The 12699-nt window shown below is 65.5% G+C and carries 14 protein-coding genes and 1 tRNA gene; 4 read left to right on the top strand and 11 right to left on the bottom strand.

Annotation, left to right across the window (positions count from 1 at the left end; all coding sequences use genetic code 11):
• Positions 1–72 precede the first annotated feature (72 nt).
• Positions 73–789, top strand: coding sequence for a hypothetical protein (locus ACH0AE_RS02775; protein ID WP_294443177.1), 717 nt, complete (start codon positions 73–75; stop codon positions 787–789).
• Here the strand turns inward: ACH0AE_RS02775 and ACH0AE_RS02770 are convergent.
• The 9 genes from ACH0AE_RS02770 to ACH0AE_RS02730 form a co-directional block, all read right to left on the bottom strand.
• Positions 764–1051, bottom strand: coding sequence for a hypothetical protein (locus tag ACH0AE_RS02770; protein ID WP_294443176.1), 288 nt, complete (start codon positions 1049–1051; stop codon positions 764–766). The genes ACH0AE_RS02775 and ACH0AE_RS02770 overlap by 26 nt on opposite strands.
• Positions 1052–1180: 129 nt before the next feature.
• Complete coding sequence (locus ACH0AE_RS02765; RefSeq protein ID WP_294443175.1) at positions 1181–1381, bottom strand: hypothetical protein; 201 nt, start codon at positions 1379–1381, stop codon at positions 1181–1183.
• Complete coding sequence (locus ACH0AE_RS02760) at positions 1378–1626, bottom strand: hypothetical protein (RefSeq protein ID WP_294443174.1); 249 nt, start codon at positions 1624–1626, stop codon at positions 1378–1380. The genes ACH0AE_RS02765 and ACH0AE_RS02760 overlap by 4 nt, the downstream gene beginning before the upstream one ends.
• Before the next feature lie 570 nt (positions 1627–2196).
• Positions 2197–4533, bottom strand: a complete 2337-nt coding sequence (locus ACH0AE_RS02755; RefSeq protein ID WP_294443173.1) for a primase-helicase family protein — start codon at positions 4531–4533, stop codon at positions 2197–2199.
• Complete coding sequence (locus tag ACH0AE_RS02750) at positions 4523–4993, bottom strand: hypothetical protein (protein WP_294443172.1); 471 nt, start codon at positions 4991–4993, stop codon at positions 4523–4525. The genes ACH0AE_RS02755 and ACH0AE_RS02750 overlap by 11 nt, the downstream gene beginning before the upstream one ends.
• Before the next feature lie 308 nt (positions 4994–5301).
• A complete protein-coding gene (locus tag ACH0AE_RS02745) occupies positions 5302–5535 on the bottom strand; it encodes an AlpA family transcriptional regulator (protein WP_294443171.1) in 234 nt (77 codons plus the stop codon).
• A 75-nt stretch (positions 5536–5610) separates the two neighbouring features.
• A complete protein-coding gene (locus ACH0AE_RS02740; protein WP_294443170.1) occupies positions 5611–6060 on the bottom strand; it encodes a hypothetical protein in 450 nt (149 codons plus the stop codon).
• Positions 6057–7244 carry a site-specific integrase gene (locus tag ACH0AE_RS02735; protein WP_294443169.1) on the bottom strand — a complete coding sequence of 396 codons (1188 nt, stop codon included), beginning with the start codon at positions 7242–7244 and terminating at the stop codon, positions 6057–6059. The genes ACH0AE_RS02740 and ACH0AE_RS02735 overlap by 4 nt, the downstream gene beginning before the upstream one ends.
• Positions 7245–7426: 182 nt before the next feature.
• Positions 7427–7517, bottom strand: a tRNA-Ser gene (locus ACH0AE_RS02730).
• Positions 7518–7612: 95 nt separating this feature from the next.
• Between ACH0AE_RS02730 and ACH0AE_RS02725 the strand changes: the two genes are divergently transcribed.
• Positions 7613–8536, top strand: a complete 924-nt coding sequence (locus ACH0AE_RS02725) for a peptidylprolyl isomerase (protein WP_406875438.1) — start codon at positions 7613–7615, stop codon at positions 8534–8536.
• A gap of 12 nt (positions 8537–8548) precedes the next feature.
• On the opposite strand, the gene pyrC is transcribed toward ACH0AE_RS02725, so the two are convergent.
• Positions 8549–9586 (bottom strand): dihydroorotase, encoded by a 1038-nt coding sequence (pyrC, locus tag ACH0AE_RS02720; protein WP_294443167.1) that lies wholly within the window; start codon positions 9584–9586, stop codon positions 8549–8551.
• Between the two features lie 48 nt (positions 9587–9634).
• Between pyrC and ACH0AE_RS02715 the strand changes: the two genes are divergently transcribed.
• Complete coding sequence (locus tag ACH0AE_RS02715) at positions 9635–10360, top strand: folate-binding protein YgfZ (RefSeq protein WP_294443166.1); 726 nt, start codon at positions 9635–9637, stop codon at positions 10358–10360.
• Between the two features lie 23 nt (positions 10361–10383).
• Here the strand turns inward: ACH0AE_RS02715 and ACH0AE_RS02710 are convergent, their stop codons facing one another.
• Complete coding sequence (locus ACH0AE_RS02710) at positions 10384–11205, bottom strand: LD-carboxypeptidase (protein ID WP_294443165.1); 822 nt, start codon at positions 11203–11205, stop codon at positions 10384–10386.
• A 71-nt stretch (positions 11206–11276) separates the two neighbouring features.
• On the opposite strand from ACH0AE_RS02710, the gene murC reads away from it, so the two are divergent.
• Positions 11277–12689 (top strand): UDP-N-acetylmuramate--L-alanine ligase, encoded by a 1413-nt coding sequence (gene murC / locus ACH0AE_RS02705; RefSeq protein WP_294443164.1) that lies wholly within the window; start codon positions 11277–11279, stop codon positions 12687–12689.
• Positions 12690–12699 lie beyond the last annotated feature (10 nt).

Below are 12699 nucleotides of genomic sequence, written 5' to 3'. Positions count from 1 at the left end.
GCGGCGCTGACCTTTCGCGGTTTTAGGTCAAACGACGCGAAATAAGTCGCGCGGGATTGCGCTGGCGCGCCGTTGCGCCATTCTGCGAGCATGGTTCAAGCGATAGCAACTTGGGGGACATTAGCGGCAACCATCGCCACGGCGCTGGCGACGTTCTTCCTTTGGCGTGTCACGAAGATACTTGCCGTGGAAACCAAGCGCATGGCGGACGCGGCGGCGCAGCCGCAGGTGGTCGCCAATATCGTGCCTAACCCTTGGTCCACGATCCACCTGGACCTGAATGTGGAGAACACCGGCAACGCAACCGCGTTCGATATTGAGATCACCTTCGATCCGCCGTTGGAGAACGGCGAAGCCCGATCCGACGAAATGCCGATCCCGTTTCAGAAGATCAGCATTCTCAAACCGGGGCAGGAATTGAAGAGCTACCTCAGTGGCGTTGGTGATTATCTCGATAAGACGTTCACCGTGACGATCAGTTGGAAGATACATCCCGCAGGCGAGCGGGAGGCGCTTTCCTATTTGCTCAACATGGGGGACTACAAGGGAGTGAGCTTCCTCGGCGCGCGTGACCCGATAGTTCAGGTGGCGGATCAGTTGAAGAAGCTGCGTGAAGATTGGAGCAAAGTCGCCAGCGGCACCCGACGCATCCGCGCTGAGACGTATGATGCCGACGACCGCCAGCGCGAGACGGACGCGATCAATGAGCGCTACCGTCGCGTCATGAAGGAAGATGGCGTTGATGAACCATCCGGCGATCAGGTTACGCCGGACCGCGAAGGTGCTTGAGGTAGCGCAGCGCCAACCTGCTCTCCACCGCCGCGAAGGCGGCGCTGACCTCTGCCTGCTCATCGACCGGGGACAACGGGCACCCGTTACGGTTGCGAAGCTGCTCCACCCGCGCTTCCACGTACAAGGCGAGCGTATCAACGTCCGGGTCGGTCGCGAGCATGGTTGCGGGGGTGGGGAAAGCCCGTCGCAGCTTCTCGCTCACCGCCGCCATCATCGGATCGCTACCCTCCGCCACGAGTTCGCGCAGATGATCGACCACCCGCGCCGCGAGCGCGCGCGATCGGCGCGCGTGGGGTGTCCGGCTTCGCCAAGGATCGGGCGAACTCACGCACTAGGCGGCGCTCCGCCGCCGGTCGCGCGGGCCTGCCGGGGGAGAGGGTGAACGCGCTCATGCTCGCGTCACCGCGATGACGTTGAGGGTCTTGAGCACCTTCGTGACCCGGCGGGCTTCGCCTCGGCTGTACCCGGCGTCCTGTATGGCGCGGTCCAGTTCGCGCGGCCCGAGCGGGGTGCTGATCTGGTCGAGCAACTCTAGCACCGGCGCGCGAACGTGCGGGGGGAGGTTACGGAGCTTTTCGAGCGGACTCATTGTAGGGTTTCCACATTGAGAGGCAGACCTTCCTCCATCACGTCCAGCGCGCGCCGGAGCCACGCGATGGCGGAGGCGGGATCGCCCGTATGATGCTGCGCCAGATCGGCGGCGCTGTACGCGGCGGCGATGGCGATGTCCTCGGCACGAATGCCGAGTGCGACGTACTGACGTGCCGCCTTTCGGTTCATGTCGCGGCAAAACTCGATCACCTGCATGGAGCAGGCTTCGTCGGTGCTGGTCATGTCAGCCTCCCTCGCGCGGGCGCGCGCGGCGCATCCAGGTCGCGAAAATGGTGTTTGCATTCGTTTTCGTGGCCACCGCCGGTCTGGGCGTTGTGGCTGCGAGAACTTTTCGACCCCCCGGCCCCGTCCTCATGGCCGTCCTTGGCCAGCGGTGGGTGAGGAGTGGCTTTGGCGGCGAGCCGGTAGCGATACGCTGCGGCGTCCCAAACCAAGCCAGGATCACACGCCGCCGCCTGCCGGTCGGCTCGATCAAGGCTCAGCGCCGGTCGAGAGGTCGCGAGGTAGCGCAGATGGTCGCGGCTCTTCGGCTTCCCGTTGGCCGCGAGGGAGGGAGCGACCAGCTCACCATTGCGAGGATCGCGAACCGGCGACTTGCCCTTGAGCGCGCGTGGGGAGCGAACGTCCGCACCGTCGAAAAGGGGACGGGGGACGGGCGAAGTCCCAATTTCCTCTTTCCCCCTTTTTAATACGAAGCTCTCTTCTTCCGGCCGGTTACAAAAACCAGTCGAAGAGGAAAATTGGCTTTCGCCCGTCCCCCGTCCCCCTCCTTCGGACGGGCTTCGTGGGTTTTCACATCGGGGCATCGGCGTTCACTCCTTCAATAGTCGTGAGGCGGCTCTTGATTTCAGGCCAGCCAGCCCCCTCTTCAGGTCGGAAGTTCATGACGACCGCCTCGCGGGTCGCGCCGAACTTGGGGCGCATCTTGTCCGCCCAAACGGTGATCCCATCGACCGCCTTCATCGCGGCAAGGATGGTGGCGGGCTTCTCTAAGCGCCGCTCCCCAAGGTCCGGCTCACCGCCTCTGACGAAACCCCGGTGCACCGCGATCCACCGGCGAATATCGCTGATCCGCAGGATCACCGGCTCAGGCCAGTCGCGTAGATGCTCCGCAAGGGAGTTGGCGAGGTTCTGCCCCTCCGACCGCGAACCCTCCACGATGAGTTCCTTGCGCGCGGACCCCGGCGCGCGGTCGCCGGTCTGCACATGGTTGCCGTCGCGCACGTAATCGCGCGCCCACTGGAGAATGATGCCCGTGCCGTCGCCGCGCAGCCAACGGTACAAGTCGTTCCACCATTCTCGCGGCTTCACGTTCTCCGCGACGGTCGGCACGAACCAGCGTCGATCCTCCTTGTCGAGATGAAGGGCGGCGAGCGAATTGGAACAGGCTATCACGGTCGCCCAGTTCGCCAGCTTGTACGGCTTCACCCGCTTCTCGTTGATCGTGCAAATGTCGTCGGTCACGACCGACTTCATCTTGTCGTAGGCGGCGCGGCTCGTGCCGGAGTATATTTCCGCGACGAACACCAATCGCTTGCGCGCAAGCCAATCATTGAACTGGCTTTCGACCACCGCCTGTTCGGAGGGAAAGCTGACGTTGTCCGCGCCCAACAGGGGCGTCAGCACGTGCGAGAGCGTATTCTTGCCGACGCCTTGCGTGGTCGAGATGAGCAGCAGCCCGTACCGCATTCTGATCTGCGGCATCGCGATCAGCGTGGCGAGCCACTTCTTGACCTCCTCCCGCTCGGCTTCGTCCGGGAACAGATGCGCGAGGAACGCGAGCCACCGACCGGGATCACCCTTAATCGGCTTCACGCGCGTCGGCTGGAACACGTTCCAGTCGCGCCGCCCGTCCACGATCAGCGGACCCGGCGCGTGGGCGCAATCGTACTGGAGTCGTTCGTGCTGGCAGGTGATCTGCTCCAACACCTTCGCCGCCGTTCGCATCGGCGCGTGCGAGAACGGCGCGGTGAGCGCGTTGAACTCTTCGGCTGAGTAGGCGCGGCTAGGCCGGTTGCGGAAGATGAAGGTGGGCGGGATAACGGTGAAAGCCACCCGCTCCGCGAAGGAGCGCGTGATATGCGACGGAGGGCGGCCGCGCTGCCCGTCCGGCACCTCACCTTCCTCGGTCGCCTGCATCGCGGAGCGCAGACAATCGTCCATCGTCGGGCCGATGTACGCGCCGCCTTCCTCGAACAGAGTGGCGGGCCAATCGTCGCCGCAGTCGAAGCCCTCTTTGAACCGCTGATCGAACGTCACGGTGGAAACGTCGCCGGGGAAGTGTCGCGCGATCCGGTGTGCCGCGACGATGCCGTTCTGGTCGTTGTCCGCGACGATGACGACGCGCTTCCAGTTCTTGGCCGCGAGTGCCGCCCAATCGGAGCGTCCGACCGCGAACACGCCGCCTACCCAACCGACATGGTGTCCCCAGCGCATTTCCTCGCGCCAAGGGAAGTCCGCCTTGTCTTCGCCCGCGAGGATGCGCTTCACCCGCGCCGCCGCTCCCGCGCCTTCGTGCAGGAAGAGGGTGCTATGCTCCTGCCAGCCGGGAAGGCCGAAGAACGGGAGCGTGTCCGGCTCCATCTGTCGCCAGCACCCGTCCGACCAGTAGGTGTAAGTCAGGAAGCCCTTGCCCCCGTCGCGGTTGTCGTACCGCTTCTGAAGCATCGTGATCTGACCGTCGAAGTCATGGAACACGAAGACGTTCGGATCGGAGGCAACCACGTCCGGCGGGAGCGCGGCCAGCGCCGCGAGCTTGGACGTTTTGGGGAACTGCGCCCGCTCGAAGTCGCGCTTGATCGCCGCTGCTTCTTCTTCGGTCGGAGGTTCCACATTGCCCCGCGACGTGACGCAGCCGTCCGGCGCAAAGGTGATCGTGCCGACCGAGCGGGGATAGCCGCTGGCGACTTCCTCCACCTTGGCGAGCTTGAAGTTGATCGCCCGCGCGCCGACGCGGCGGAGGTAAGCCGCCACCGAACGAATATCGTCCAGGCTGGCGATCAGGCCGATGCGCGGTAGCTGTTCCGTCTGACGCGGAGCGGAGGCAGTTTGATTCTGCGTCGGCCCCGACGTGGCGCCCGCCTTGGTCCCCTCCGAGGCGGGCGCATTCGTTTCCGCCTCACTCGGCATCTTCGCCCCCGATCCGCCGCCCGTAGGTGGCGAACACGTGGTTCACGCCGTCCCACATCCCGGCGATGTCGAGGGTGACGCGCAAAGCGGACGGACCTGCCGCGCGGCTGGCGTCGCTGCGCTCGAAGGAGAGGTCATCGCGCTCCACGGCGTAGAAGGCGTTGTAGCCGTTCTCGTGGCACTCGATCACCACGGCCCCCGAGTCCGGGTGAAGGAACAGTTCCTCCGTGATGCGCGTCACGAGCTTGCCCGCCGCCGGGATCGACAAGCCCAGTCGCATGAGCTTCGTATGGAGCGCCAGCGCGAGGTACTGATGCCGATTGTAGGGGCGCATCTTGCCGACGCCCACGATGGCGGGCAGGAAAGTGGCGCAGTTCGGGTCGGCCTGAACCTGATAGATGTTCGCGCCGCAGCGGCTATGCTCCGCCGCCTCTTTGGAGTTGATATGTAGTTCTTGCATCCCGGTATCCTTTCGGGATTTCCTAAAGACTGCGGCTAGTTCAAAGCCGACAACTATTCTTCGGAAGGCTTCCGCGTTGACCAAGTCTGACCAGATCGGAAGGTTGTCGTGTCCAAGAAGCCAAGCCGGAACTCGCACCATAGTTCGCGAGCGTAGGACCACGCGCAGTCTTTGAAGGAGAAGTCGCGCCGGTGATCGCCGGTTGGCAAAGGCGGGTCGATCTTGACCGCTACCATGCCAGCTTCGGCGCTCATCACGACGCGCGGGCCGGACGGCTCCTCGCCGTACTCGTCATCCCGCTCCACGGTTCAAGCCGCGTCGCGAGCGGCCTTCCGCTCCTCGATCCACTGCTCGATCTCGCTGACGAGCCAGCCGCGCGCCTTGGTCGAGAGGGGGACGGGCTTGGGAAAGGTGCCCGCGCGCATCGCGTCCTCGCGAGCTTTCCGCGAGAGGCTGGTCACGGCCTGAAGCTCGCGCTCGCGGTAGATGAGCGGCTTGGGAAGGGCGCGGCGCGGAGAGGCGGCGCTGGTTGGGACGGTCACGGTGGTCTCCTGAGTGTTGTTCGAGGCGCTCAGGAATCACGAGAGAAGCGGATAAGATCGCCGCCGGTATATCGGCTATTTTTGGGCGGTGATCCGGTCCATGCGCCGCGCCGTTGGACGCCTCATCTGGTCGTCAAGCGCCTGCCGGTTCACGCCGTGCCGGGCGGCGGCGATTTGATGGGGATGCAACGGCGGGCGGGGGCGCGGGGTCGCCGGGTTCAGCGACCGCCATAGGCTCTTGAGCCGATCAGCATCGCGCGCGGCGCGCCACAGCGGTTCATCGGCGCGCTCTTCCGATGCGCGGTTGGGCCTGCCGCGCCGCCCCCTACGCTCACGCGCCGCGTCGATCTGACTGAACTCCTCCCACGTCATGCCGGGGAAAGCCTGCCGCGCGTGCTGGTATCGTGAGAAAAGGTCGATGAAGAGGTCAGCGTTCGGCTGTTCGAAAGCCAGCGCCTCCATGTCAGCCTCGTCGCACCGTTCTAGGTGCTGGAGAGCGAGCGCGCGGAACTCGTCGGCGGTCACTGCTCCGCGCTCCGGCAATAGGCCGCCCAACGCTCCATCAGCGCGCGGCGCGTATTGAAGTAATCGCCGCGCTGGTATGCGCCTTCCACGCCGCCCACGGTATGCGCCAGCGCCGCTTCCGCAATCTCACGCGGCACGTCCAAGCATTCCTCCGCCACCCAGGTGCGGAACGTGGATCGGAAACCGTGAATCGTCACCCCGTCCTTGCGGTCCATTCGTTTCAACACGGCGGTCATCGCCATATCGGACAGCGGCTCACCCGGCTTACTGGCGCTGATGAAGATGTAATCGCCGTCGCGGTCGCGAGGCATGGCCTTCAACACGACGATAGCGTCCGGGGAGAGAGGGACGCGGTGAGCGCGCCCAGCCTTCATGTTTTCCTCGGGCGCGTTCCAGACGGCTTCCTTGAAGTCGATCTGATCCCACGTCGCCAACCGCACTTCCTTCGCTCGTGCGGCGGTCAGGATGAGGAAGTCCAGCGCGGCGGCGGCGACACCGACCCGCCCGCGAAGCTCGGGCACGAACTCCGGCATCTGTTGATAGGGCATCGAATCATGGCCCTTCACGATGTGGACGCGCTTCGCCTTCGGTAGCAGCTTGTCCAGCTTGCCGCCGGTGCGCGTGAGGTCCACGTCAGGGCGGAGGTCGAGGGCGGCGGCGTAGGCGAGGACGGCTCCGATCCGCCATCTGATCTTCTTCGCGGTCGGATGCTTTGTGAGCCAGATCGGACTGAGGACGGCGTGAACGTCCTTCACGTCGATGTCCTTCACGTCCTTCTCGCCAAGGACCGCATATGCGTGGTCGCGGAGGCTGTTGCGCCACAGGCTCTCCGCCTTGTCGGGATCGCGCCAGCTATCCTTGTGCTCGGACAGATAGCGTTCGTTCAACTGCGCGAAGGTGCGGCCCTCTTCTTTCTTCCTCACAGCGCCGCGAGCGACTGGCGGTTCGATGCCCTGCCGGAGCAGCGCCCGGTACTCCGCCGCCTTCTCGCGTGCTTCGTCCAAGCTGACATGGCGATAGGAACCCAGCCCGCGCATTCGGTCGCTACCCATCCGGCGATAGATGAAAAGCCAGCTTTTAGAGCCGTTCGGCCCCACCTGAAGGTAGAGGTTGCGCCCGTCGCTATATTTCCCCGGCTCCTTGAGCCGGTCGATCATCTTCACGTTGAGCTGGGTGGACTTCACCGTCGCCTCCGGGTGCTGTTTTTCTTCACCCGACTATCCCCTGAGTTGGTAAAAAAGGGAACAGAAAACGCAACGGAGCGGATAAGCCCCACCAGATCGCGCGAAAATGGCAGATTTCTGCGGTTCTGACGCAGGCGAAAGAGCGCGTAAAGACGCGCTAAATCGGTGTATAAAATGGTAAGTGGCGGAGCGGGAGGGATTCGAACCCTCGATACGGTTTTGCCGTATACTCACTTTCCAGGCGAGCGCCTTCGACCACTCGGCCACCGCTCCGCATACCCTGGGGTGGAGCGCCCCTAGGCGGCTTGGCGGCTTCGCGCAAGCGCCGAGGCATTGCGTATCGGCTCGACGGCGCGCACCAAGGAGCCATGATCGCAACGCTGCTCTCCATTCTCGCCCAAGCTGCAGCCGCCCAGGCTAGTGGGCGCGCCGCGCCCGACCCGGTTTCACCGGCTGAGGTTGCAGCCAGTGCGTCCGCCAGCGAGTGGGTGACCATCCCGGCGGAGGAACTGCTGGTGATGCGGCTGCCGGCGGCCCGAGGTGGTGAACCGCGACAAGTAGTGATCCAGTTGATCCCGGCGCCTTTCGCGCGGCCGTGGGTGGCCAATATTCGTTCGCTCGCCGGCGCCCGGTGGTGGGACGGCACCAGCGTCAACCGCGTTCAGGATAATTACGTGGTGCAATGGGGCGATGCGAGCGAGAAGAAGCCGCTTCCGGCGATCCTCTCCGTCGCCGCAGAGAAAGACTATTCTGTTGGCGCATCAGTGTTTTCTGCTGCGGAACTGGCTCCCGGTCCCGCCGACGTTTATGCCGCCGCCACGATGTTTTACCGCGGTTGGCCCGTTGCTGCCGATGCGCCCGGCACCGTATCGCGCCAAGTGTGGCCTGTTCATTGCTACGGCACGGTCGGGGTTGGACGTGACGTGTCGCCGAACACAGGGACGGGGGCGGAGCTTTATGCGGTGATTGGGCATGCGCCGCGGCATCTGGATCGGAATATCGCGGTTGTGGGGCGGGTGGTGGAGGGCATGGAGCATCTGTCCAGCCTGCCGCGGGGGACGCTTGGGCTGGGGTTCTATGAGCGCGCCGAGCAACGGGTGCCGGTGACCAGCCTGCGCCTCGCAAGCGACCTACCTAAAGGCGAACGGCCGCGTTTTCAGTATCTTGCGACCAACGGGCCGACCTGGGCGCGCTACGCCGCGGCGCGTGCCAACCGGCACGATTCCTTCTTCATCCGGCCCGCGGGGGCGGCGGATATCTGCAACATTCCGGTGCCGATCCGCCGCCAATAGGCGCGCGAGCGATCAGTTGACGAGGCGCCAACCCAGGGTCTCGCCGGCATGAAAAGGTACAAGCGCGGTATCGCCTTGTCCAATAATGGTCGGCACTGGCGTCTCACCGCGCACCAGTGTGATCGTACCGGCGTTCAATGGAAGGCCATAGAAGCGAGCGCCGTTTTCGCTGACAAAGGCTTCGAACTTGTCGAGCGCGCCTTCCTGGTCGAACACCCGAAGATAGGCTTCGAGCGCAAAGGGGGCGTTGAAGATGCCGGCGCAGCCGCAGCCCGATTCCTTGGCACCGACGACATGCGGCGCGCTATCCGTGCCGAGGAAGAACTTGGGCGACCCCGAGACGGCGGCGGCACGGACGGCGAGACGGTGCTTCTCGCGCTTCACGACCGGCAGGCAGTACGCGTGCGGGCGAAGGCCGCCATCGAACAGCGCGTTACGGTTGATGATGAGATGCTGCGGCGTGATCGTTGCCGCGAGCGTGGCAGGGCCTTCCGAAACGAAGGCGGCGGCTTCTGCCGTGGTGATGTGTTCGAGCACGATCTTGAGCGCGGGGAATTCGCGCACCAGCCGCGACAGGATACGATCGACGAACACCGCCTCCCGATCGAAGATGTCGATGTCACGATCGGTGACCTCGCCGTGGATGAGGAGCGGCATGCCGATCGCCTGCATCCGTTCGAGCACCGGGGCGAGGCGAAAGATATCGGTGACGCCATGCGCCGAGTTTGTCGTCGCATGAGCGGGATAGAGCTTGCACGCGGTGAAGACGCCCGCGGCGTGCGCGTCCGCGATGGCGGCCGCATCCGCCGCGTCAGTGAGATAGCAGGTCATCAGCGGGGTGAAATCCGCGTCTGCCGGGAGTGCGGCCATGATCCGTTCACGATAGGCGACGGCGGCGGCGGCGTCCGTCACCGGCGGCGTCAGGTTCGGCATCACGATCGCGCGGGCGAACTGGCGCGCGGTATGCGCGGCCACCGCCTGCAGCATCGCCCCGTCACGCAGATGGACGTGCCAGTCATCGGGGCGGCGGATGGTGATGCGGTCAGTCATGACGATTCCGGAGCTTGGAAAGGGGCGCCGACGCCCTAGCTTGTCCCCATGACCGATGCCACCATGCTTGCTGCCACCACACTGACCGATCGCGCCATCATCCGCCTTTCGGGGGAGGACGTTCGCGGTTTCCTGCAAGGGCTGGTGACCAATGACGTGGCGGGCCCGCTGCCGGTGTGGGCCGGGCTGCTGACGCCGCAGGGCAAGGCATTGTTCGACTTCATCGTCTGGGAGGACGGCGAGGACCTGCTGATCGATTGCGAGGCGAGCCACGCGGAAGCGCTGGCGAAGCGGCTGACCATGTATCGCCTGCGCCGCCCGATCACGATCGCACGCGATGATTCGCTGGCGGTGCACTGGTCGCGTGAGGGCGACGCGGGCGTGCCGGATCCGCGGCTGGCGGCGCTGGGGCGGCGCTGGATCGGCGAACCCGGCGGGCCGGCGGCCGAAGGCTGGGTGGCGCATCGTTTGTCGCTGGGCGTGACCGAGGGCGTGGGCGAACTGGGATCGGGCGAGACGCTGTGGCTGGAGTGCAATGCCGGGGAGCTTGGCGGCGTGAGCTTCACCAAGGGCTGCTATGTCGGCCAGGAGAATACCGCGCGGATGAACTATCGCGCCAAGGTGAACCGCCGGCTGGTGGTGGCTCCGCTGGGCGAGCCGGGTGACCGGACGCGCGCCGTCTATCCCGAACTGGGCCTGATGGTGGAACATCGCCGCGTCGAAGCGTTGGGCGATGCGCTGATGCCGGACTGGTTGCGCGCAGCGCTGGGCTGAAAGGGCGCGCTGGCGCGCCCGCTTCAGGCCATGCCGAAGGGCACGACCCGGTTCGTCTGGGTATGGCCGATCAGCGCGGTGCCGAGATACGGCACGCCCATGTCGCGGCACCAGCGCTGGATCATGACGTCCAGCGTCTCGCCCCAGCGCGGTGTGTTTTCCTTGATGTCGGTCACCGCACCAAGCCGCACGCCGGCAATGCCGCGGAGCTGCGCGGCATTGGCCATGGTGAAGAGCAGCCGATCGACATTGTAGAGCGGTTCCGACACTTCCTCGATCAGCAGTTCGTGATCAGCGAGATCGGGCAGCCAGGGCGTACCGATCAGCGAGCCGAGGATCGCGAGGTTGAAGGCCGCGGCGGGGCGCTGGCCAAGGCCGGGCTCCAGCCCGTGGCGCTCACCGCGGGCGATCCAGCCGAGCGAGCGGGCGACGGTTTCGTCGCCGCCCCCTGAGCGACGCATGACGTCGATCGGCATCGGGCCATGCGCGACCTGGCCGATGCGCCGGGCGTACAGCGCGCCGAGCAGGAACCCCATGTCGGAATAGCCGACATATTTCTTCGAGCGGGCGGCGGCGTTCAGCTGCGGCATGACGGTGGCGAGGATCCGGTTCGAGCCATAACCGCCACGCGCAAACCAGATCGCCGAGAAGCCGGGATCATTGGCGAATTCGAGGAAGGCGGCGGCGCGGCGCGCATCGGACCCGGCAAAATGCCCGTCATTCTCGAAGCATTGCGGGTGGAAGACGAGATCCACCTCCGGATAGGCGAGCGCCGCGTAAGCGGTGAGCGGCGCGACCATATCGGGGTTGGCGGTATTCGCCGGGGCGACGATGCCGATCTTCATATCGCCCGCTTCTTCATCTGATTGGCCGCCTTCGCCTTGCCCCGTGCCCATCGCGGCGATAGCGCGCGGCCATGCAGGACGGCAACATCGCAGGAAAGCGCTTCTTCTTCGTCGGCGTCGGCGGATCGGGCATGATGCCGCTGGCCATGATCCTGGCCGGGCGGGGCGCAAGCGTCGCAGGTTCGGATCGCGGGCTGGACCAGGGCCGGGTGCCGGCCAAATTCGCGGACCTGGAGGCGAAGGGCGTGGCGCTGTTCCCGCAGGACGGCAGCGGCGTGGTTTCCGCCGAGCAGATCGTGGTCGCGTCCGCTGCGGTGGAAGCGACGGTCGCGGATATCGTGGCGGCGGAGCGGCTTGGCTGCCGGAGGATGAGCCGCGCGGAGCTGAACGCTGCGCTGTTCAACGAGAGCCGGCTGCCGATCGGTGTGGCGGGGACCAGCGGCAAATCGACGGTGACGGGAATGATCGCGCGCATCCTGAGCGATGCCGGCCAGGACCCGACGGTGATGAACGGCGCGGTGATGAAGGATTTCGCCGCGCCCGACCGACCCTTCGCCAGCGCACTGGTCGGCGCCGGGGCGCCCTATGTCAGCGAAGTGGACGAGAGCGACGGATCGATCGCGCTTTATGCGCCGCGGATCGCGGTGCTGAACAACGTCAGCCTCGATCACAAATCGCTGGAGGAACTGAACACGCTGTTCGGCGACTTCATCGGAAAGGCCGGAACCGCGATCGTCAATGCCGACAATGCGGATGCGCGCGCGCTGGCGATGCAGCTGCCGCGCGAGCGGGTGACGACATTCTCGCTGATCGGCGACGCCGATCTGGTGGCGGAGGATATCGTCGAGGCGCCGTTTGCCGCGCGCTTCTCGCTACGTGGCACGACCGTCGCGCTTCAGGTGCCGGGGCGGCACAATATCGGCAATGCGCTGGCTGCGATCGGCGCGACCCTGGCGGCGGGCGTGTCGTTCGACGTGGCGGTGGGCGCGATCGGCCGCTTCACCGGGCTGAAGCGCCGGTTCGACCTGGTCGGCGAGGCGGGCGGCGTCGCCGTGATCGATGATTTCGGACATAACCCGGACAAGATTGCCGCGACGCTGGATACGCTTCATGCCTTTCCGGGCCGGTTGCTGATCCTGTTCCAACCGCATGGGTTTGGGCCATTGAAGACGATGCGACGCGAATTGGTGGAGAGTTTCGTCGAGCGGCTTCGGCCGGACGATCTGCTCGTCCTGCCGGATCCCGTCTATCAGGGCGGCACGGTGACGCGCGACGTGACCAGCGCCGATATCGTGCGCGACATCGAGATCGCCGGCCACACGGCGCGGCATATTCCCGACCGCGCGGCGGCGGCGGCACATCTGGTGGCATCGGCACGACCGGGCGACCGGATCGTGGTGATGGGCGCGCGGGACGACACCTTGCCGCTGCTGGCCGCCGACATGGTGGCGCAGCTAGGTGGCGCGGCCGGCGCCAAGTGCTAATCTCCCCCTC

Source organism: Sphingomonas sp. 179-A 2A2 NHS (genome assembly GCF_045371305.1).
Lineage (GTDB): Bacteria > Pseudomonadota > Alphaproteobacteria > Sphingomonadales > Sphingomonadaceae > Sphingomonas.
The sequence above is the reverse complement of the archived record's forward strand: the minus strand, read 5'-3'. Positions and strand labels throughout refer to the sequence as shown.